Below are 19,995 nucleotides of genomic sequence, written 5' to 3' on the forward strand. Positions count from 1 at the left end.
ACGGCGGTGGGGGCGGCGGCGTCCGAGGCCGTCCTGGCAGGCATTACGCTCGCTCCATGACCAAGTGGGAATATGCGACTGTGCCGCTTCTCGTACACGCGACGAAGCAGATTCTGGACACCTGGGGCGAGGACGGGTGGGAGCTCGTCCAGGTCGTTCCGGGGCCGAACAACCCCGAGCAGCTGGTGGCCTACCTCAAGCGGGAGAAGGCGTGAGCGCCGTCGAGGCGAGGATCGCGGAACTGGGGCTGAAGCTCCCCGAGGTCGTGCCGCCGCTGGCCACGTACCAGCCCGCGGTGCGCTCCGGGAATTACGTCTTCACCTCCGGCCAGCTGCCCATGGTGGACGGCGCCCTGCCCGCCACCGGCAAGGTCGGCGCCGACGTCACCCCTGAGGCGGCCAAGGAGCTGGCCGCGACCTGCGCGCTCAACGCGCTGGCCGCGGTGAAGTCCGTGATCGGCGACCTGGACCGGATCCAGCGGGTCGTGAAGGTCGTCGGGTTCGTCGCCTCGGCGCCCGACTTCACCGGCCAGCCCGGGGTCGTCAACGGCGCCAGCGAGCTGCTGGGCGAGATCCTCGGCGACAAGGGCGTGCACGCCCGGTCCGCGGTCGGCGTGGCGGTGCTGCCCGTCGACGCGCCCGTCGAGGTCGAGATCCAGGTCGAGATCGCGGAGTAGTCCGCACGTCCGGTCGTCCGTACGCCCGGCCGCCCCGGGGGACCGGGGCGGCCGGGGCGGGCGGGACGTCCGCGCGGGGCGCCGAAAGGAGCCCCTCGAACATCCGCGCGTGAGCGCATAGCATCCGGCCATGTCGTCGACGACCAATGGCCAGTGGTATCCGCCGGAGTGGCCGGGCCTCATCCGGGCGCTCGTGAACGGTGAGCTGACCCCCGCCGAGCCCCGGCGGGCCGCGACCGTCCTGCTGCTGCGGGACGGCGACGGCGGCCCCGCCGTGCACATGCTGCGCAGACGCGCCTCCATGGCCTTCGCCGGAGGCGCGTACGCCTATCCGGGCGGCTCCGTGGATCCCCGCGACGAACGGCCGGTCGCCTGGGCCGGGCCCTCGCGCGCCGCCTGGGCCGCGCGGCTGGGCGTGGACGAGGCCGCCGCGCAGTCCGTCGTCTGTGCCGCCGTGCGCGAGACGTTCGAGGAGTCCGGGGTGCTGCTCGCGGGCCCGTCGGCGACGACCGTCGTCGCGGACACCACGGGCGACGACTGGGAGGCCGGTCGCGCCGCCCTCGTCGCCCACGAACTCTCCTTCGCCGACTTCCTCGACCGCCACGGGCTGGTGCTCCGCTCCGACCTGCTGGGTGCCTGGGCCCGCTGGATCACCCCCGAGTTCGAACCGCGCCGCTACGACACCTGGTTCTTCGTCGCCGCGCTTCCCGAGGGGCAGCGCACCCGTAACGCCTCCACGGAGGCGGACCGTACCGTATGGACCCGCCCGGCCGACGCCATCGCCGGATACGAACGCGGCGAGCTGCTGATGATGCCGCCGACCCTCGCGACCCTGCGCGCCCTGGAGCCGTACGGTTCCGCCGCCGCGGCCCTGGAGGCGGCGGGGCGGCGCGATCTGACGCCGGTGCTGGCCCGCGCCCGGCTGCGCGACGGGGAGATCGAGCTGAGCTGGCCGGGGCACGAGGAGTTCACCAAGCACATCGCGCCAGGTGACACGGGCCCGGGCGGTCCTTCGGACGGAGGCCGGTCATGACCGATGCGGCAGCGCTCCCCGGGCAGCCCCGTGGCGTGGTGGTCTCCGGGTCGGCCACCGACCGCGCCCGGTGCGTCCTGGCGCCCAACCCGTCGGCGATGACCCTGGACGGCACCAACACCTGGATCGTCGCCGAGCCCGGCTCCCCGCTGGCCGTCGTCATCGACCCCGGGCCGCTCGACGAGGGCCATCTGCGGGCCGTCGCCGACGCCGCCGAGCAGGCCGGTCAACGCGTCGCGCTGACCCTGCTCACCCATGGGCACGCCGACCACGCCGAGGGCGCCGCCCGCTTCGCCGAGCTGACCGGGACGGCCGTACGCGCCCTGGACCCGGCACTGCGCCTGGGGGACGAGGGGCTGGGGGCCGGTGACGTGATCACCACCGGCGGGCTGGAGATGCACGTCGTGCCCACCCCGGGGCACACCGCCGATTCGCTCTCCTTCCACCTGCCCGCCGATGCCGCCGTCCTGACCGGCGACACCGTCCTGGGGCGCGGCACCACGATGGTCGCCCACCCCGACGGGCGGCTCGGCGAGTACCTGGACTCGCTGCGCCGCCTCCGGTCGCTGACCGTCGACGACGGCGTGACGACGGTGCTCCCCGGACACGGCCCGGTGCTCGACGATGCCCAGGGCGCGGTGGAGTTCTATCTGGCGCACCGCGCCCACCGGCTCGCCCAGGTGGAGACCGCGGTCGAGAACGGCCACCGGACGGCGTCCGAGGTCGTCGCCGCGGTCTACGCCGACGTCGACCGCTCCCTGTGGCCCGCCGCCGAACTGTCGGTTCGGGCACAGCTGGAGTACCTGGGGGAGCGCGGGCTGATCTGAGGCACCCGGGCGCGCGCCGGGGCGCCTCAGGGGCGGGGTGCCTTCGGGCCGTGGACGGCCAGGTACTCGTCGGCCAGCCAGGGCGCGAGATCGGACAGCAGCTCGTCGAGCAGCGCGGGGTGGTCCGCCGGGGCGCGGGCGGCGCGGGCCGCGGCGCGCATCTGCTCGGCGCGCGCCGGGTAGTAGCGGCCGAACGCCTCGGCCATCTCGGCGAGATCGCTGGTCCAGCCGCCCCACCACGGCATCACCAGCGTGAAGCCGGTACGCACCAGACGCCGGGTCATGCCGCGGGTCAGCCGCCGCCGCTCCTCCTCCGTGCGCGCCGCCGCCGCGCGGGCGCGCATCCCGGGCAGCACGCGGAAGAGGTCCCCGTTGGTCTCACGGGCCAGCAGCGAGGTCGGGCGGTAACGGGGCAGCCGTTCGGCCAGGTCGGGCCCGCTGAGCGGGGTGCACAGGCAGGCCACGAACCAGCCCAGGTCGTACCGCTCCAGGTCGCTCAGCAGCCTTGCCGCGCCGTCCAGCAGGACTCCGGCACCGTCGATCTGGGGGAAGGCCGCGTCGAGTTCCGCGCCCAAGGCGTCTGCGGCGGCGTGGTCGTCCGGGGTGGGCGGCTCGTGGAGCGCGAGCAGGAGGTCGAGGTCGGAGACCCCGGGGACGGCGGTGCCGCGCGGGATGCTGCCGTAGAGGTACGCGCTGTGCAGCCGGTCGCCGAAGCGTGCGGCACTCCGCTCCCGCGCGGCCGCCGCCACGGGGGCGAACTCCTCGGTGATCCGCGCGAGGGCGCCCTCCCGGAGGAAGCAGCCGTCCTGGTCGAGCCCCGGTCCTGTGCCGTCGGTCATGGCGTCAGCATGACGACGCGTCCGGTACGCGTGCCACCGGATTTCCCGGCCGGGAGTGCGGGGCCTGGGCGCGTACATGCCGCTGAGGCGCCGTACACGGCCGCTCAGGCGGTTTTCCCGGTCCCGTACAGCCCTGGGCGTGGCGCGCGGGTCCGCGGCGCCGTACGGGCCGGGAGCGGGGCGCCGCCGGAGTGGCGGCGCCCGGGGGTCAGCGGGAGCGCTTCGCCAGCCGCTCGACGTCGAGGAGGATCACCGCACGGGCTTCCAGGCGCAGCCAGCCGCGGCCCGCGAAGTCGGCGAGGGCCTTGTTGACCGTCTCGCGGGAGGCGCCCACCAGCTGGGCCAGCTCCTCCTGCGTCAGGTCGTGGACGACATGGATGCCCTCCTCGGACTGCACGCCGAAGCGGCGCGACAGGTCCAGCAGGGCGCGGGCGACCCGGCCGGGGACGTCCGAGAAGACCAGGTCGGACATCTGGTCGTTGGTCTTGCGCAGGCGCCGGGCGACGGCGCGCAGCAGGGCGGTGGCCACCTCGGGCCGGGCGTTCAGCCACGGCTGGAGGTCGCCGTGGCCCAGGCCGAGGAGCTTGACCTCGGTGAGGGCGGAGGCGGTGGCGGTACGCGGGCCCGGGTCGAAGAGCGACAGCTCACCGATCAGCTCGCCGGGGCCGAGGACAGCGAGCATGTTCTCGCGGCCGTCCGGGGAGGTGCGGTGCAGCTTCACCTTGCCCTCGGTGACCACGTACAGGCGGTCGCCGGGGTCCCCTTCGTGGAACAGGGCGTCGCCGCGAGCGAGCGTGACCTCTCCCATCGAGGCGCGCAGCTCCGCCGCCTGCTCATCGTCGAGCGCCGCGAAGAGCGGTGCGCGCCGCAGAACGTCGTCCACGAGATCTCTCCTTGTCGACATGCTCCGGGGGACTGTGGTCCCCATCATGCCGGAATGCAAAACAGTGCGATCAATCACAAGTTTGCCGGACCGATGGCCCGAGCCCTACGCCAGGGGGCCGATCGGGGTGGTGAAAACCGGTGATCGAGTCGGATGTCGGTGGGTGGTCGTAGTCTGGCCGAGTGTCCAACACGCCGGTGAGAGCACGGAACGAGGGGGGCTGAGCGAGTGACCGCCGAACGCGATTCCGCTCTGGGCGAACGGCTGTCGGCGAACGCCCCGGAAGCGAACGTAAGCACCAAATCGTCGGCCCCGCCGAGGTGCGCGCGGACGGCGCGGACCCCCGGTGCGGCGCGCACCGCGAGGCGCCCGGTGGCGGACCCGGTACGGAAGTCGGCACGACGCAAGTCGGTACGGAAGAGGGCCGCGTGAAACACACCCCAGCGAAGACGACGGAAGAGGCCGCACCCCCGGCCGGGCGGAACGGCGCGGAGGTGGCCACGTCGAGGGCGGCGATCAAGAAGGCGGCCGCGAAGAAGGCCGCGACGAAGGAGACCGCCACGACGGCGCCCGCCAGGAAGGCGACCGCCAAGAAGACAGCCACCAAGAAGACGGCTGCCGGGGCGGGCGCGGCGAAGAAGACCGCGGCGAAGAAGATCGTGGCCAAGAAGGTGACGGCGAAGGCGACGGCCACCAAGAAGACCGCCGCGAAGGCTCCCGCGCGAACGCCGGAGTCGCACGTCGCGCTGGTGCGGCGGGCCCGGCGGATCAACCGTGAGCTGGCCGAGCTGTACCCGTACGCCCACCCGGAGCTGGACTTCACCAACCCGTTCGAGCTGCTGGTCGCGACGGTTCTCTCCGCGCAGACCACGGACCTGCGGGTCAACCAGACCACCCCGGCGCTCTTCGCCGCCTGCCCCACCCCGGAGGACATGGCGGCGATGGACCCGGAGCGGCTGGAGGAGCTGATCCGGCCGACGGGCTTCTTCCGGGCCAAGGCACGGTCGCTGCTCGGCCTGTCGGCGGCGCTGCGGGACCGCTTCGGCGGTGAGGTGCCCGGCCGCCTGGAGGACCTGGTCACGCTGCCGGGCGTCGGCCGCAAGACCGCCAACGTCGTCCTCGGCAACGCCTTCGGCGTCCCCGGGATCACCGTTGACACCCACTTCGGCCGTCTGGCGCGCCGCTTCGGCTGGACCACCCAGGAGGACCCGGAGAAGGTCGAGGCGGACGTCGCCGCGCTCTTCCCCAAGAGCGAGTGGACGATGCTCTCGCACCGCGTCGTCTTCCACGGCCGCCGCGTCTGCCACTCCCGCAAGCCCGCCTGCGGCGCCTGCGGCATCGCCCCGCTCTGCCCGTCGTACGGCGAGGGCGAGACCGACCCGGAGAAGGCGAAGAAGCTGCTCAAGTACGAGCTGGGCGGGCAACCGGGGCAGCGGCTCAACCCACCCACCGGATATCCCGGCAGGCCCGCGCCCCCGCTGGGGGCCCCGGCCTCATGACACCGGCCACGGCCGCACCGGCGGTACGGGCCGCACCGGCGGTCCCGGGGACGGGCCGCACCGGCCCGCGCCGGGCGCCGCACACCGAACCAGGGCCTTGAGGGGGCGCGTATGACGAGTGCACGGGAGCAGTACGGCGAGCGGACCGGCGACCGGCGGGCCGAGGTGGGGCGGCCCGCCGGGGGAGCGGCGCCGCAGAGTGGCCCGACACCGCCCGGTGACGGTCCCGGGGGGACGGCCGGGCCTGGCGTGCCGCCCGCCACCGCCGGCGCGCCGCCCGCCGCACCGCAGGCCCCGGGCGCCGGGCGGCTCCCGCAGGCGCGGGTGAGCACCGAGGGGCTGCCGGAGTGGCTGGACCCGGTGGTCCGGGCGGCCGAGACCGTCGAACCGCACCAGCTCAGCCGCTTCCTGCCGCCCGAGAACGGCGGCCGGCAGTCCGCGGTGCTGGTCCTCTTCGGGCAGGGCGCACGCGGCCCCGAGCTGCTGCTGATGGAGCGCGCCGGGACGCTGCGCTCGCACGCCGGGCAGCCCTCGTTCCCCGGGGGCGCGCTCGATCCGGAGGACGGGGATCCGGAGGGCAGTGGTCCGGTGCGGGCCGCGCTGCGGGAGGCGCAGGAGGAGACCGGGCTCGACCCGGCGGGTGTGCAGGTCTTCGGCGTGCTGCCGCGGCTCTACATCCCCGTCAGCGGCTTCGTGGTGACGCCGGTGCTCGGCTGGTGGCGCGAGCCCAGCCCGGTCGGCGCGGTCGACGAGGCGGAGACGGCGCGGGTGTTCACGGTTCCCGTGGCGGATCTCACGGACCCGGCCCACCGGGTGACGGCCCGCCATCCGCTGGGGCACACCGGTCCGGCGTTCCTCGTCGAGTCGGCCCTGGTCTGGGGTTTCACCGCCGGGGTCATCGACCGCCTGCTGCACTTCGCGGGTTGGGAGATTCCGTGGGACCGCACGAAGCAGGTCCCGCTCGACCGGAGCGCGTGAGACGGTGTCCGGCGTGAACGTCCTGGACATCCTGTTGCTGGTCGCCGCCGTGTGGTTCGCGATTGTCGGCTATCGGCAAGGCTTCGTCGTCGGCATCCTGTCCGTGCTCGGCTTCCTCGGCGGTGGCCTGATCGCGGTCTACGTACTCCCCGTCATCTGGAACGAGGTCACCGACGACGCCACCCCCGGCACCTTCGCGGCCATCTCCGCCGTCGCCATCGTCATCATCTGCGCCTCGGTCGGGCAGGCGCTCACCACCCATCTGGGCAACAAGCTGCGCCGCCACATCACATGGTCACCGGCGCGGGCGCTGGACGCCACCGGCGGCGCGCTCGTCAACGTCGTGGCGATGCTGCTGGTGGCCTGGCTGATCGGTTCCGCGCTGGCCGGTACGTCGCTGCCGACGCTCGGCAAGGAGGTCCGCAACTCCAAGGTGCTGCTGGGCGTCTCGCGGGTGATGCCGCAGCAGGCGACGACGTGGTTCACGGACTTCTCCTCGGTGCTCGCACAGAACGGTTTCCCGCAGGTCTTCACGCCGTTCTCCAACGAGCCGATCACCTCCGTCCCGGCGCCCGACCCGCAGCTGGCGCACAGCCCCGTCGCGGGCCGCGCCCGGCAGAGCATCGTCAAGGTCGTCGGCACGGCGCCCAGTTGCGGCAAGGTCCTGGAGGGCAGCGGTTTCGTCTTCGCACCGCACCGCGTGATGACCAACGCCCACGTCGTCGGCGGCGTCTCCGAACCGACCGTGCAGGTGGGCGGCGTGGGCGCCACGTACGACGCCAAGGTCGTGCTCTACGACTGGGAGCGCGACATCGCGGTCCTCGACGTCCCCGCGCTGCGGGCGCCCGCGCTGACGTTCGCCGGTAGCGACGCGGAGAGCGGCCGCAGCGCCATCGTCGCCGGGTTCCCCGAGAACGGCGGCTACGACGTCCGCGGGGCCCGCATCCGCGGCCGCATTCAGGCCAACGGTCCGGACATCTACCACCGGGGCACGGTCGCCCGCGATGTGTACTCCCTGTACGCGACGGTGCGGCAGGGCAACTCCGGCGGCCCGCTGCTCACCCCGCAGGGCGAGGTCTACGGCGTGGTGTTCGCCAAATCCCTCGACGACGCCCAGACCGGCTACGCGCTCACCGCCGACGAGGTCCGCCAGGACGTCGTCAAGGGGCGGAAGGCCACCCGGCCGGTCGACAGTGAGGGCTGCGCGATCTGAGTCCGGAAGGCGGCGGGTACCGGCGGAGGCTCCGCGCGGTGCCCGCCGTCGGCGTTTCAGCCGCGGGGATGGCGCAGGCGCGCGCTCATCCACCGCGCTCTGCGGCGCAGGATGCGCGGGATGCCCATCGGGTGCGCGGAGTCCGGGTGCGGGGGACCCGCGGGCCCGCCGGCCCGGAGGTCGGGAGTGCCCCTGCCCCGCGTACCCACGGCAGCGGCACTGCTGCGGTGGTTGCGTGCCACGTCACGGTAGTCGTGCGTCCAGCCCATACCCTCGACTCTGCCCGTGGCCCGAGGTCCGTAACCGCCGGGCGGCCCGCCAATCGGCCTATGCGCCGGGCACGTCGCCGCCCGTCCCCGCCGCGTTCGCCGGGCCGTCCCCGAGGCGCGGGGCGGGCTCCGTCAGCGGTCCGGCTCGGGGTCCTGGAGCCAGTTGACCAGCTCCGTGGAGAACGCCACCGGGTCCTCCTCGTGGGGGAAGTGGCCGAGCCCGTCGAAGAGCCGCCAGCGGTACGGGGCCTCGACGTACGCGCCGGAGCCCGCGGCGGTGCGGGTGCGCATCACCGGGTCGAGCGAGCCGTGCAGATGCAGCGTCGGGACGCGTACCGGCAGCTTCATCCGGCGGTTGAACTGGAGGCCGTCGGGCCGGGCCAGCGAGCGGACCATCCAGCGGTACGGCTCGATGGAGCAGTGCGCCGTCGAGGGGATGCCCATGGCCCGCCGGTATACGGTGACGGCGTCCTCATCCGGGGGCTGCGGGCCCGACCAGTCGCGGAGCATCTCGCCGACCCGGGCGGCGCCGTCGGCGACCAGCGCCCGCTCGGGCAGCCATGGCCGCTGGAAGCTCCAGATGTGGGCGCTGCGCCTGGTCTGCCGGGCGTCGGCGAGCATCGCGCGGCGCCACAGCCGCGGGTGCGGCATCGAGGCGACGGCGAGGCGGCGTACCAGCTTCGGCCGCATCACCGCCGCCGTCCACGCGAGGTAGCCGCCCAGGTCGTGGCCGACGAGCGCGGCGTCCGGCTCGCCCAGGGAGCGGATGACGCCGGTGACGTCGAGGGCGAGGTTGGCCGGGTCGTAGCCGCGCGGGGTGCGGTCGCTGCCGCCGACGCCGCGCAGGTCCATCGCGACGGCCCGGTAGCCCGCCTCGGCGAGCGCCGGCAGCTGGTGCCGCCAGGCCCACCAGAACTGCGGGAAACCGTGCAGCAGCAGCACCAGCGGGCCGTCGCCCATCTCCGCGATGTGGAAACGGGCGCCGTTCGCCGCGACGTCCCGGTGCGTCCAGGGGCCGTCGGGCCGTACGACCGGTGCGGTGCTGTCGGGGACCGTCATGCCGAGGTGCGTGTCACGGACTCCAGGACCGGGTGGTCCGCGGGCTCCGGGCGCGGGTGCGGCTTGGCCTTCTGGAGGACGGCAGCGGTCTGCTTGGCGGAGGTGATCGACTTCTCCGGCTTCTTGATCTTCTTCACCTTGGCGAGGGCGATCAGGGCCAGCAGGAGCGCGATGACGATGAAGGCGCCGCCGACGATCAGGAAGGACCAGGCCAGCCCGAGGCCGAGGTTGTGGATGCCGTACGCCGCGGCGAAGCTCAGCACCGGGAGGGCGAAGAGCACCAGGACCCCGGCGACGATGAAGGCGGCGCCGCCGATGCCCGCCCGCTTCGCGTCCAGTCGCAGCTCGGCCTTGGCCAGTGCGATCTCGTCGTGCACGAGTGCGGACAACTCGGCGGTGGCCGTCGCCACCATCTGGCCGAGGCTGCGGTCTGCGCCGTCGTCGGCTGAACTCATCGCCGTCTCCCTTATGTCTGCTGCGTAGGCAAAGCCTCTCAGATCATGCCGGACCATCGTCCCCGGCGTCGGCGCCGGTGGCCACTTCGGCAAGCCGCCGGTGTTCCGCGGCCTGCGCCTCCAGCAGCGCGGCCATCCGCAGGTGGTACGCGGGGTCGCCCTCCTCGTAGATGTCGGGGATGCCGTCCCGGTCCTCGTCGCGCTCCTCCTCGTCGCAGAGCGCGCGGTACTTGTTGTTGCGGAGTTTGAGGAGGACGGTGGCGCAGACCGTGGCGATCAGCGAGCCGAGCAGGACCGACGCCTTGATCTCGTCGGTGAGCGCCGGATCGCCGGCGAAGGCGAGTTCGCCGATGAGCAGGGAGACGGTGAAGCCGATCCCGGCGAGGGTGGCGACGGCGAAGAGGTCGGGCCACTTGAGGCCGGGGTTGAGCCGGGCGCGGGTGAAGCGGGCGGTCAGCCACGTACCGCCGAAGATGCCGAGGGTCTTGCCGACGACGAGACCGAGGACCACGCCGAGGGTTTCGGGGCGGGTGAAGACCTCGCGGACGGCGCCGCCGGAGACGGACACCCCGGCGGAGAAGAGCGCGAAGAGCGGCACGGCCAGGCCCGCGGAGAGCGGGCGGACCAGGTGCTCGATGCGCTCGCCGGGGGAGTGGATCTCGCCGTCACGCGGGGCGCAGCGCAGCATCAGGCCCATCGCGACGCCCGCGATCGTGGCGTGCACCCCGCTGTTCTCCATCAGCGCCCAGATGACGACGCCCAGCGGCACGTAGACGTACCAGCCGCGGACGCCCTTGCGCAGCAGGAGGTGGAAGACGAGCAGGCCGACGACGGCCAGGCCGAGCGCCAGGAAGTTGATCTGTGAGGTGAAGAAGACCGCGATGATCAGGATGGCGAAGAGGTCGTCGACGACGGCGAGGGTGAGCAGGAAGGCGCGCAGCGCGGACGGCAGGGACGTGCCGATGACGGCGAGGACGGCCAGCGCGAAGGCGATGTCGGTGGCGGTGGGGACCGCCCAGCCGGCGAGCGAGCCGCCCCCGATGCCGTTGACGACGAGGTCGACGATCGCGGGCATCGCCATGCCGCAGAGTGCGGCGATCACCGGGAGCGCGGCCGCCTTGGGGTCGCGCAGCTCCCCGGCGACGAGTTCGCGCTTCAGCTCGATACCGGCGACGAAGAAGAAGAGGGCGAGCAGGCCGTTGGCCGCCCAGTGCTGGAGGGAGAGGTCGAGGCCGAGGGAGGCGGGTCCGAGGTGGAGGCCGCGGACCGCCTCGTAGCTGTCGCCGAAGACGTTGGCCCAGATCAGGGCGGTGACGGCGGCGACGAGGAGGAGGACGCCGCCGACGGTCTCGGTGCGGAGCGCGTCGGTGAGGAAGTTCCGCTCCGGCAACGGCAGACGGCCGAGAAAGGTGGGACGGCGGTTTCGGGGGGCGCTCACGGGGGGTGACCTCCGGTTTCGGCAGCTGAGCACGGCTGTAGCAGTTGCCGACCAGACTTCCCGGCGCACCCTGAGATCTTGGCGTTCCCTTGACGCCGCTCCTACTGTACCGGGCGGGGCAAGGCGCTGCGGGCGTTCCCTGCTTTACGGACATATCGGGAGGGTCGTGGTGCCCCCACGGCGCCCGGGAACGCCGTGGGGCACCGGCCGTCTCGCCGGTGCCCCCACGGGCCGGGTGCGGCAGTCGCCGCGCCGCCGGTCAGTCCTCGCTGGAGGCCCCCGGCAGCTTCGCCTGGATGAGGTCCATGACGGAGGAGTCGGTGAGCGTGCTCACGTCACCGAGGTCGCGGTTCTCGGCGATGTCCCGCAGCAGCCGCCGCATGATCTTGCCGGAGCGGGTCTTCGGCAGCTCCGCGACCGGCATGACCCGCTTCGGCTTGGCGATCGGGCCGAGGTGCTTCGCGACATGCGCCCGCAGCTCCTCGACCAGTGCCTCGTCCTCCGCGTCCGCCGACCCGCGCAGGATCACGAAGGCGCAGATCGCCTGGGTGGTCTGCGGGTCGGTGGCGCCGACCACCGCGGCCTCGGCGACCTTCGGGTGCGAGACCAGCGCCGACTCCACCTCGGTGGTGGAGATGTTGTGGCCCGAGACGAGCATGACGTCGTCGACCCGGCCCAGCAGCCAGATGTCGCCGTCCTCGTCCTTCTTGGCGCCGTCGCCCGCGAAGTACGTGCCCTCGAAGCGCGACCAGTACGTGTCGAGGTAGCGCTGGTCGTCGCCCCAGATGGTGCGGAGCATCGACGGCCACGGCTCGGTCAGCACGAGGTAGCCGCCGGAGCCGTCGGGCACCTCGTGGCCGTCGTCGTCCACGACGGTCGCGGCGATGCCGGGCAGCGGGTCCTGCGCCGCACCGGGCTTGGTCGTGGTGACGCCCGGCAGCGGGCTGATCATCATCGCGCCGGTCTCGGTCTGCCACCAGGTGTCGACGATCGGAGTGGTGTCGCCGCCGATGTGCTTGCGGTACCAGACCCACGCCTCGGGGTTGATCGGCTCGCCGACCGACCCCAGGATGCGCAGCGACGACAGGTCGAACTTCGCGGGGATGTCGTCGCCCCACTTCATGCAGGCGCGGATCGCGGTGGGCGCGGTGTAGAGCAGCGTGACGCCGTACTTCTGGACGATCTCCCACCAGCGGCCCTGGTGCGGGGTGTCCGGCGTGCCCTCGTACAGCACCTCCGTCGCACCGTTGGCGAGCGGGCCGTAGGTGATGTACGAGTGGCCCGTCACCCAGCCGACGTCGGCGGTGCACCAGAAGACGTCGGTCTCCGGCTTGAGGTCGAAGACGGCATGGTGGGTGTAGGCCACCTGGGTGAGGTAGCCGCCGGTGGTGTGCAGGATGCCCTTGGGCTTACCGGTGGTGCCGGAGGTGTAGAGGATGAACAGCGGGTGCTCGGCGTCGAACGCCTCGGGCGTGTGCTGATCGCTCTGCCGGTCGACGGTCTCGTCCCACCACAGGTCCCGGCCCTCGGTCCAGGCGGTCTCCTGGCCGGTGCGGCGGACGACGAGGACGTTGCGGACGTTCTCCGTGCCCGGCTTGGTCAGCGCCTCGTCGACGGCGGGCTTGAGGGCGGACGGCTTGCCGCGGCGGTAGCCGCCGTCGGCGGTGATCACGACGCGGGCGTCGGCGTCCTGGATGCGGGTGGCCAGCGCGTCCGCGGAGAAGCCGCCGAAGACGACGGAGTGCGGGGCGCCCAGGCGGGCGCAGGCCAGCATGGCGATGACCGTCTCCGGGATCATCGGCAGGTACAGCGCGACCCGGTCACCGGCCTGCACGCCCAGCTCGGTCAGGGCGTTGGCGGCCTTGGAGACCTCGCGTTGCAGCTCGGCGTAGGTGATCGCGCGGCTGTCGCCGGGCTCGCCCTCGAAGTGCAGCGCGACGCGGTCGCCCAGACCGTTCTCCACATGCCGGTCCACGCAGTTGTACGCGACGTTGAGTTTGCCGTCGGCGAACCACTTCGCGAAGGGCGCGTTCGACCAGTCGAGCGTCTGGGTGGGCGGCGTCTGCCAGCTCAGGCGCTTGGCCTGCTCCGCCCAGAAGGCCAGCCGGTCCGACACCGCCTGCTCGTACGCCGCTGCCGTGACGTTGGCGTGCGCGGCCAGCTCGGCGGGCGGCGCGAACCGCCGTTCCTCCTTGAGAAGATTGGCCAGACTGCTCTCGTTGCTCACGACATCTCCCATTCCCAGGGCGTCCGGTGTGTCCCCGGCCATAGCTCATCAGCCCGCGGTACGCCCTGACAAGGGTTGCCGGGAAAAATTGGTGTAGACCTGTAGAGCCCGCAGGTCAGGCCGGTATCGGCGAGGCTTCGGCGCGTACGGCGGAGAAGTGGCCGCCGACGTCGTCCAGGACGTACGCCTGGGCCTCGCCGACGTGGACATACTGCCGTGGACGATGGCCGGGCTGATCGCGAGCGCGCCGCGGGCCACGCCGCCCAGCAGCCCGGCGACGCTGCCGCCGACGGTCGCGGCCACCAGGCCCGCCTGGGCGACCGGAGCCCGCGGGGAGGCGGGAAGGGGTGCGGCCGGCGGTGGCGCGGTCGCCACCGCCGGCGGGCGGGTCAGGCCGGCTGCGGGGTCGCCGCGCTCTCGGAAAGGATGAATGCCGGGTCGACCTGCGCGGCGAGATCCGCGCCGGTCTTCGCGTTGCCCCAGCTCTCCGCGTTCCTCAGGTGGAAGTGCACCATCTGGCGGGTGTAGCGCTGCCAGTCGCGCTGTGCGTAGGTCGCGTCGGCGGCGCCGTACAGGGCCTCCAGGGCGCGACGGTTGGCGTCCTCCAGCTCGGCGAAGGGTGCGGGTCGGCCCTTCTCCATGGCCCGCACCCAGTCCGAGTGGCCGACCGTCACCAGCAGGTCGTCGCCCACCTCCGCGCGCAGGAACGCGAGGTCGTCGGCGCTCTGCACCTTGTTGCCCACCACCTTCAGGCTGATGTCGAAGTCCCGCGCGTACTCCTTGTACTGGCGGTAGACGGCGATGCCCTTACGGGTCGGCTCGGCGACCAGGAACGTCATGTCGAAGCGGGTGAACATTCCGGAGGCGAAGGAGTCCGAACCGGCGGTCATGTCGACGACGACGTACTCCTCCCGGCCGTCCACGAGGTGGTTCAGGCACAGCTCGACCGCGCCGACCTTGGAGTGGTAGCAGGCGACGCCCAGATCGGACTCGGTGAACGGGCCGGTGGCCATCATCCGCACCGAGGTGCCGTCGAGGCGCACCGTGCGGGCGCAGGCGTGGTAGACGGGGTTGTCGCCCCCGACGCGCAGCAGCTGCGAACCGTCCCCGGGCGGCGTCGTCTTGATCATCGTCTCGGCGGACCCGATACGTGGGTTGTTGCCGCGCAGGTACTCCTTGATCAGCGGCAGATGGGCGCCCATTGCGGGCAGCGCGGCGGCCGTCGCGTCGTCCAGGCCCAGGGCAGCTCCCAGGTGCTGGTTGATGTCGGCGTCCACCGCGATCACGGGGACGCGGGCGGCCGCGAGATGGCGGATGAACAGGGAGGACAGGGTGGTCTTGCCGCTGCCGCCCTTTCCTACGAAGGCGATCTTCATGTTCACCAAGAGTAATCTGCTTATCGCGCTCAGTGAGAACTCCACGTGAAGAAGACCACTCCATCGGGGGGTGCGGCCACCGGGTGCGTAGGGTCGTACCCATGGCTGCAGACACCCGGGGCGCGGCCCCGAAAACCCCGCGGGCGGACGGCGATCCGCTGGCGGCTCTGGCATCGCTCCCGGGCGTCGTCGACGCGGTGGAATCCGTACGCAAGGGCGCGGACCGGCTCTACGGGCACCGGATCATGCGCCGCCGCAGCGTGGAGGTCACCTCCGAGGCGGCGCTGCGCGGAGCGCGTGGTTCCGCCGCGCTCGCCGGGGCGGACTGGGCGCTGGAGGAGGTCCGTCGGCGCACCGACTTCAGCGCGGTCGGCGAACCGGCGACGGTCGGCGCGGCGCTGCGGCTGACCGCCGAGGCGGGCCAACTGCTCAGCGTGTGGCGACAGTCGCCGCTGCGGGTGCTGGCGCGGCTGCACCTGGTGGCGGCCGGTGGCGGCGGCACGGACGACACCGTCGGGCGGCCGCGACTGGCGGCGGAGACCGTCGACGAGCCGCTGATCGAACTGCCGCTGCCCGGCGCGGAGGAGGTGGCGGGACGGCTGGACGGTCTGGCGCGGCTGCTGCTCGCGGGCAGCGAGGCGCCCGCCTTGGTGGCCGCCGCCGTGGTCCACGGCGAACTGCTGGCGCTGCGCCCCTTCGGGTCGCACAACGGCCTGGTCGCGCGCGCCGCGGAGCGGATCGTGCTGATCGGCAGCGGCCTCGACCCGAAGTCCATCTGCCCGGCCGAGGTCGGCCACGCGGAGCAGGGCCGGGCCGCCTACGCGGCCGCGCTGGAGGGGTACGTCTCCGGCACACCCGACGGGATGGCCGCCTGGATCGCGCACTGCGGGCGCGCCGTGGAACTGGGCGTCCGGGAGTCGACGGCGGTCTGCGAGGCGCTGCAGCGCGGCGCCGCCTGAGTCACGAGCCCAGGCTGCCGATATCGGGATTTCCGGCGCCGTGGACCGGGCCCGGACAGGTGTTGCGGCGGTACGTGTTGCTGATACGTACCGCCGCTGGCACGTCCGCCGCGTGACCATGCGTGCACTCTGTTTGCCCATCAGGCCGGAGAACTCTGTCCGTTGCCTGGTGCGGCTGACCCGTAATCGACGGGTCGGCGTCGCGTGGGTGCGCGGCATTCATGCATCGGTCCGTGGGCCTTGCTGCGTTACAGGTGATCCTCTCGGACGTCCTTGGTCTCGCGGGCCGTGATTCCTTTGTACCCCACCCCCCGGACAAGTGGAACCCTTCGCCTCATATCTTTACTTTTGCCTTCAATAACGGGCAGCGAGGGTAAAGCGGATGGCGATCCATCGGATATACGCTGCCCCGCCGCCGGGGATTCCACCGGCCCGCCGCCGCCTTTCCGGGAGATCTCCGGGGCTCGGCCCAGGGCGCGTCAGGGGTTTTTCCGGTCCGGATCAGGGCGCGTCGGGGTTTCCGGCCCGCCGCGCCCGTCACCTCAGGCCGCGTAGCCCCGGCGCCGCCGCGACGCGTACCGCACCAGGCTCGCGCCGACGGCCGCCGCGCCCACCGCCGCGACGAGAGCGAGCACCGGCCGGGAGGGCAGCGCGGGCAGCGGCCGGGTGAGCGGCACCGGGCGGCTGAACGACAGCACCGGCCAGTCCCGGGCGGCCGCCTCCCGGCGCAGCGCCCGGTCCGGGTTCACGGCGAAGGGCCGGCCGACGGCTTCCAGCATGGGGACGTCCGTCGCCGAATCGCTGTACGCGAACGACCGTGCGAGGTCGTACCCCTCGGTCGCGGCCAGCTCCCGCACCGCCTCCGCCTTGGTGGGCCCGTAGGCGTAGTAGTCGATCTCACCGGTGAACCGGCCGTCGGCGCCGACGGCCATGCGCGTCGCCACCACGCGGTCGGCGCCCAGGAGTTCACCGATCGGCTCGACGACCTCCGCGCCCGAGGTGGACACGATCACGACGTCGCGCCCGGCCGCGTGGTGCTCCTCGATCAAGGAGACGGCCTCGTCGTAGATGATCGGGTCGATCAGATCGTGCAGCGTCTCGGCGACGATCTCGCGGACCTGGGCGACATCCCAGCCGCGGCACAGCGACGAGAGATAGGCGCGCAACCGCTCCATCTGGTCGTGGTCCGCGCCGCCCGCGAGGAAGAGGAACTGCGCATATGCGGTACGCAGCGCGGCCCGGCGATTGATCAGGCCACCGCGGTAGAAGGACTTGCTGAACGTCAACGTGCTGGACTTTGCAATGACCGTCTTGTCGAGGTCGAAGAAGGCGGCGGTACGGGGCATCGAGTGGCGCACGGAGGGGTTTTCCACAGGCCGAGCATAGGCTCCCTCCATTCGGGGGTAAGGACCGCGCGTGGGTTTGCTTGAGAAGGCTCTCGGGTACACCATGGAAGTCACGGATCGTTCGCGACCGTGCTAACCCGGTCCGGCTCCTCCCCCCCCCCCGAGCCGGCCGAGGAAGACGACCCCCGCTCTCCCCCCCGGCGGGGGTCGTCGCATGTCCGGACGCATTTCGCGGCGTCCGGCCGGGACGCCTCCCCTCTTTCTGTCTCCCCTTCACGCTGCCGGGCCGTCGTGAGCGAGGCGCCTCGCCGGTCACTCTTCGTATCCAGCGTGCCGCTCTGTGGATGCTCGCCAATCCGCCGGGACGCACGCGCGTGGTCGCCGGAATAGGTGACAGGAATATTCACAAGACGGAGTTGTCCACAGGTTTTGACCAAGATCCACGCGGATTTCCCGATCGCCGCACGCTAAAAGTCCGCGACAGCGCGGAAGAGCGGTACGCGACGCGACAAGGGGGATGGAACATGCCTGGATCCATGGTGGCCGGTGAGGCGGGCGTAACGGACGAGGAGCGTCCGGGACCGCTCCTCGTCACCGAGGACGAGCAGCTGCTCGACGACCTCGTGCGGCTCTGCGCCGCGGCGGGTGTGGTGCCGCAGGTGCGGCCGGATCTGCCGCCGCGCGGAGCACGGTGGCCGCAGGCGCCGCTGGTGGTCATCGGGGAGGACTGCGCGGCGCGGCTGCGCGGGGCGGGGCGTCGCGACGGCGTCGTCCTCATCGCGCGGGACGCGGACCGGGCAGAGGTCTGGCGGCTGGCCGTGGCCTTAGGGGCGGAGCGGGTGATCACGCTGCCCGAGGGCGAGCGGTGGCTCGCCGACCGGATCGCCGACGCGGTCGAGGGCACGGGGCCCGCCGCGCTCACCGTCGGCGTCCTCGGCGGTCGCGGCGGCGCCGGGGCGTCCACCTTGGCCTGCGCCCTCGCGGTGACGGCGGCGCGTAAGGGCCTGCGCACGATGCTGGTGGATGCGGACCCGCTGGGCGGCGGGCTGGACGTACTCCTCGGATGCGAGCGGGAGGAGGGGCTGCGCTGGCCGGCGTTCCGCGAATCGCGCGGCCGGGTCGCGTCCGGGGCGCTGGCCGGCGCGCTGCCCCGGGCGCACTCCTTACGGGTGCTCAGCTGGGACCGCGGCGCCGAGGTGACGATCCCGCCCGCGGCGATGCGGGCGGTGCTGGCGGCGGCCCGCAGGCGCGGCGGGGTCGTGGTGGTGGACCTGCCGCGCCGGGCCGACGAGGCGGTGGCAGAGGCGCTGGACCAGGTGGACCTGGGGCTGCTGGTGGTGCCCGCGGAGCTGCGCGCCGTCGCCGCGGCCCGGCGAGTGGTGGCGGGCACGGCCGGTACGCCGCGCGATCTGCGGGCCGTCGTCCGGGGCGTGCCCGGTACGGCGCCAGGGCTGGGCGACGAGGAGATCGCCGCCCTTGTGAACCTGCCGCTGCTGGGCGAACTGCCGTGGGATCCCGAGCCCGTTGACGGCACGGCGCGCGGCGTCCCGCCCGGGGCCCGCGCCCGGGGGCCGCTCGCCCGGTTCTGCGCCGCGTTCTGGGAGCGGGCGTTGCCGGAGGCGGGCGGTCCGGCGGGCGGCCTGCCGGAGGGGCCGGGTCCGGTGCGGGACGTGGGGGAGGGACGGCGATGAGTGACGTACTGCTGGACGCGGTGCGGCGGAGGCTCGCGGAGGCCGGGGCGGAGCCCACGGCGGCGCGGGTGGCGCTCGCCCTCCGGGAGGAGGGCCGCGTCCTGGGGGACGCCGAGGTGCTGGGCGTGGTGGCGGCCCTGCGGTCCGAGATGGTCGGCAGCGGTCCCCTGGAGCCGCTGCTGGCGGAGCCCGAGGTGACGGATGTCCTGGTCACCGGCCCGGACGAGGTGTGGGTGGACCGCGGCGGCGGGCTGGAGCGGACGCCGGTGCGCTTCCGGGACGCGTCCGAGGTGCGGCGGCTCGCGCAGCGGCTGGCCGCGGTGGCCGGGCGGCGCCTCGACGACGCCCGGCCCTGGGTGGACGCCCGGCTGCCGGACGGTACCCGGCTGCACGCGGTGCTGCCGCCCGTGGCGGTGGCGGGCACCTGCCTGTCGCTGCGGGTCCTGCGGCCGCGCGTCTTCGGCCTGGCGGAGCTGGTGGCGGCCGGGACGGTGCCGCCGGGTGGCGACGCGCTGCTGCGGGCGCTGCTGGCGGCCCGGGTCTCGTTCCTGGTCAGCGGCGGAACGGGCAGCGGTAAGACGACGTTGCTGTGCGCGTTGCTCGGGCTGGTGGGCCCGGCCGAGCGGATCGTGCTGGCCGAGGACTCCGCGGAGCTGCGGCCGGTCCACCCTCATGTGGTGCGGCTGGAGACCCGCCCGGCCAACCAGGAGGGCGTCGGCCGGGTGACGCTGCGGGACCTCGTCCGGCAGGCGCTGCGGATGCGGCCGGACCGGCTGGTCGTCGGGGAGGTGCGCGGCGCCGAGGTGACCGACCTGCTGGCGGCCCTCAACACGGGCCACGAGGGCGGCTCGTGCACGATCCACGCCAACGCCGCCTGCGACGTCCCTGCCCGGCTGGAGGCGCTCGGCTCCACGGCCGGACTGGACCGCGCCGCCCTCCACAGCCAGTTGGCGGCCGCGCTGTCGGTGGTGCTGCACCTCGTGCGGGGCCGGGAAGGGCGGCGGCGGATCGCCGAGATCCACGTCCTGGAGCGGGACCGCGACGGCTTCGTGGTGACCAGACCGGCCGCCGTGTGGAGCCCGGACGGGTTCATGGCGGCGGACGGCTGGGGGCGGTTGATGCGGCTCTGCGAGCGGGGCGGGCACGGTGCCCGGCCGGCGGGCGGTGACCCGGCGGGGGCGCGTACGGCGGCCGGTGCGCCGGTGACGGAGGCGGCGCGGTGACGGG

19 protein-coding genes are annotated in these 19,995 nt (G+C 73.3%); 10 read left to right on the top strand and 9 right to left on the bottom strand.

What is annotated here, in order from left to right; all coding sequences use genetic code 11:
• The first annotated feature begins 56 nt into the window (after nucleotides 1-56).
• From OG422_RS16960 to OG422_RS16975, 4 genes are all read left to right on the top strand, one after another.
• Complete coding sequence (locus tag OG422_RS16960; protein ID WP_003967454.1) at nucleotides 57-215, top strand: DUF4177 domain-containing protein; 159 nt, start codon at nucleotides 57-59, stop codon at nucleotides 213-215.
• Nucleotides 212-676, top strand: a complete 465-nt coding sequence (locus OG422_RS16965) for a RidA family protein (protein WP_384594321.1) — start codon at nucleotides 212-214, stop codon at nucleotides 674-676. Before OG422_RS16960 ends, OG422_RS16965 begins: the two co-directional genes overlap by 4 nt.
• Nucleotides 677-806: 130 nt before the next feature.
• Entirely contained in the window at nucleotides 807-1,709 is a 903-nt protein-coding gene (locus OG422_RS16970) for an NUDIX domain-containing protein (protein ID WP_143939740.1), read from the top strand.
• The gene (locus OG422_RS16975; RefSeq protein WP_405743578.1) at nucleotides 1,706-2,536 is read left to right on the top strand and encodes an MBL fold metallo-hydrolase; all 831 of its coding nucleotides are present in this window, start codon (nucleotides 1,706-1,708) and stop codon (nucleotides 2,534-2,536) included. Before OG422_RS16970 ends, OG422_RS16975 begins: the two co-directional genes overlap by 4 nt.
• A gap of 26 nt (nucleotides 2,537-2,562) precedes the next feature.
• Here the strand turns inward: OG422_RS16975 and OG422_RS16980 are convergent, their stop codons facing one another.
• Together OG422_RS16980 and OG422_RS16985 are read right to left on the bottom strand one after the other, a co-directional pair.
• Nucleotides 2,563-3,375 carry a nucleotidyltransferase domain-containing protein gene (locus OG422_RS16980; RefSeq protein WP_143939738.1) on the bottom strand — a complete coding sequence of 271 codons (813 nt, stop codon included), beginning with the start codon at nucleotides 3,373-3,375 and terminating at the stop codon, nucleotides 2,563-2,565.
• A gap of 208 nt (nucleotides 3,376-3,583) precedes the next feature.
• Nucleotides 3,584-4,258, bottom strand: coding sequence for a Crp/Fnr family transcriptional regulator (locus tag OG422_RS16985; RefSeq protein WP_006604164.1), 675 nt, complete (start codon nucleotides 4,256-4,258; stop codon nucleotides 3,584-3,586).
• Nucleotides 4,259-4,914: 656 nt separating this feature from the next.
• Here OG422_RS16985 and nth point away from each other — a divergent pair.
• From nth to OG422_RS17000, 3 genes are all read left to right on the top strand, one after another.
• Nucleotides 4,915-5,757: an endonuclease III gene (gene nth / locus OG422_RS16990; RefSeq protein ID WP_405747835.1), complete on the top strand. Its 843-nt coding sequence runs from the start codon at nucleotides 4,915-4,917 to the stop codon at nucleotides 5,755-5,757.
• Nucleotides 5,758-6,081: 324 nt separating this feature from the next.
• Entirely contained in the window at nucleotides 6,082-6,735 is a 654-nt protein-coding gene (locus OG422_RS16995; RefSeq protein ID WP_143939765.1) for a CoA pyrophosphatase, read from the top strand.
• Between the two features lie 13 nt (nucleotides 6,736-6,748).
• Nucleotides 6,749-7,948: a MarP family serine protease gene (locus OG422_RS17000; protein ID WP_405743579.1), complete on the top strand. Its 1,200-nt coding sequence runs from the start codon at nucleotides 6,749-6,751 to the stop codon at nucleotides 7,946-7,948.
• 56 nt (nucleotides 7,949-8,004) lie between these two features.
• On the opposite strand, the gene OG422_RS17005 is transcribed toward OG422_RS17000, so the two are convergent.
• The 6 genes from OG422_RS17005 to OG422_RS17030 form a co-directional block, all read right to left on the bottom strand.
• Nucleotides 8,005-8,217, bottom strand: a complete 213-nt coding sequence (locus OG422_RS17005; RefSeq protein ID WP_405743580.1) for a hypothetical protein — start codon at nucleotides 8,215-8,217, stop codon at nucleotides 8,005-8,007.
• Nucleotides 8,218-8,349: 132 nt separating this feature from the next.
• Nucleotides 8,350-9,276 (bottom strand): alpha/beta fold hydrolase, encoded by a 927-nt coding sequence (locus tag OG422_RS17010; RefSeq protein WP_405743581.1) that lies wholly within the window; start codon nucleotides 9,274-9,276, stop codon nucleotides 8,350-8,352.
• Nucleotides 9,273-9,731, bottom strand: a complete 459-nt coding sequence (locus OG422_RS17015; protein WP_405743582.1) for a phage holin family protein — start codon at nucleotides 9,729-9,731, stop codon at nucleotides 9,273-9,275. Before OG422_RS17015 ends, OG422_RS17010 begins: the two co-directional genes overlap by 4 nt.
• A 43-nt stretch (nucleotides 9,732-9,774) precedes the next feature.
• Nucleotides 9,775-11,169: a Na+/H+ antiporter NhaA gene (gene nhaA / locus OG422_RS17020; RefSeq protein ID WP_405743583.1), complete on the bottom strand. Its 1,395-nt coding sequence runs from the start codon at nucleotides 11,167-11,169 to the stop codon at nucleotides 9,775-9,777.
• Between the two features lie 259 nt (nucleotides 11,170-11,428).
• Nucleotides 11,429-13,396, bottom strand: a complete 1,968-nt coding sequence (acs, locus tag OG422_RS17025; protein WP_405743584.1) for an acetate--CoA ligase — start codon at nucleotides 13,394-13,396, stop codon at nucleotides 11,429-11,431.
• Between the two features lie 389 nt (nucleotides 13,397-13,785).
• The gene (locus OG422_RS17030; RefSeq protein ID WP_405743585.1) at nucleotides 13,786-14,772 is read right to left on the bottom strand and encodes an ATP-binding protein; all 987 of its coding nucleotides are present in this window, start codon (nucleotides 14,770-14,772) and stop codon (nucleotides 13,786-13,788) included.
• Between the two features lie 101 nt (nucleotides 14,773-14,873).
• On the opposite strand from OG422_RS17030, the gene OG422_RS17035 reads away from it, so the two are divergent.
• Entirely contained in the window at nucleotides 14,874-15,731 is an 858-nt protein-coding gene (locus tag OG422_RS17035; RefSeq protein WP_405743586.1) for an oxidoreductase, read from the top strand.
• 542 nt (nucleotides 15,732-16,273) lie between these two features.
• On the opposite strand, the gene OG422_RS17040 is transcribed toward OG422_RS17035, so the two are convergent.
• Nucleotides 16,274-17,128, bottom strand: coding sequence for an HAD family phosphatase (locus tag OG422_RS17040; protein WP_143939729.1), 855 nt, complete (start codon nucleotides 17,126-17,128; stop codon nucleotides 16,274-16,276).
• A 473-nt stretch (nucleotides 17,129-17,601) separates the two neighbouring features.
• Between OG422_RS17040 and ssd the strand changes: the two genes are divergently transcribed.
• Both ssd and OG422_RS17050 read left to right on the top strand, forming a co-directional pair.
• Nucleotides 17,602-18,768, top strand: a complete 1,167-nt coding sequence (ssd, locus tag OG422_RS17045) for a septum site-determining protein Ssd (RefSeq protein ID WP_405743587.1) — start codon at nucleotides 17,602-17,604, stop codon at nucleotides 18,766-18,768.
• On the top strand, nucleotides 18,765-19,991 hold the full coding sequence (locus OG422_RS17050; protein ID WP_405743588.1) for a TadA family conjugal transfer-associated ATPase: 1,227 nt from the start codon (nucleotides 18,765-18,767) through the stop codon (nucleotides 19,989-19,991). Before ssd ends, OG422_RS17050 begins: the two co-directional genes overlap by 4 nt.
• Nucleotides 19,992-19,995 lie beyond the last annotated feature (4 nt).

Source organism: Streptomyces sp. NBC_01525, from assembly GCF_045040405.1.
GTDB classification, from domain to species: domain Bacteria; phylum Actinomycetota; class Actinomycetes; order Streptomycetales; family Streptomycetaceae; genus Streptomyces; species Streptomyces benahoarensis.

What these genes read in the sequence shown, in the direction of transcription:
- OG422_RS16960 (WP_003967454.1), top strand. Translation starts at nt 57, where the DNA reads ATGACCAAGTGGGAATATGCGACTGTGCCGCTTCTCGTACACGCGACG.
- OG422_RS16970 (WP_143939740.1), top strand. Translation starts at nt 807, where the DNA reads ATGTCGTCGACGACCAATGGCCAGTGGTATCCGCCGGAGTGGCCGGGC.
- OG422_RS16975 (WP_405743578.1), top strand. Translation starts at nt 1,706, where the DNA reads ATGACCGATGCGGCAGCGCTCCCCGGGCAGCCCCGTGGCGTGGTGGTC.
- OG422_RS16980 (WP_143939738.1), bottom strand. Translation starts at nt 3,375, where the DNA reads ATGACCGACGGCACAGGACCGGGGCTCGACCAGGACGGCTGCTTCCTC.
- OG422_RS17005 (WP_405743580.1), bottom strand. Translation starts at nt 8,217, where the DNA reads ATGGGCTGGACGCACGACTACCGTGACGTGGCACGCAACCACCGCAGC.
- OG422_RS17010 (WP_405743581.1), bottom strand. Translation starts at nt 9,276, where the DNA reads ATGACGGTCCCCGACAGCACCGCACCGGTCGTACGGCCCGACGGCCCC.
- OG422_RS17015 (WP_405743582.1), bottom strand. Translation starts at nt 9,731, where the DNA reads ATGAGTTCAGCCGACGACGGCGCAGACCGCAGCCTCGGCCAGATGGTG.
- OG422_RS17030 (WP_405743585.1), bottom strand. Translation starts at nt 14,772, where the DNA reads ATGAAGATCGCCTTCGTAGGAAAGGGCGGCAGCGGCAAGACCACCCTG.
- OG422_RS17035 (WP_405743586.1), top strand. Translation starts at nt 14,874, where the DNA reads ATGGCTGCAGACACCCGGGGCGCGGCCCCGAAAACCCCGCGGGCGGAC.
- OG422_RS17040 (WP_143939729.1), bottom strand. Translation starts at nt 17,128, where the DNA reads ATGGAGGGAGCCTATGCTCGGCCTGTGGAAAACCCCTCCGTGCGCCAC.
- ssd (WP_405743587.1), top strand. Translation starts at nt 17,602, where the DNA reads ATGCCTGGATCCATGGTGGCCGGTGAGGCGGGCGTAACGGACGAGGAG.
- OG422_RS17050 (WP_405743588.1), top strand. Translation starts at nt 18,765, where the DNA reads ATGAGTGACGTACTGCTGGACGCGGTGCGGCGGAGGCTCGCGGAGGCC.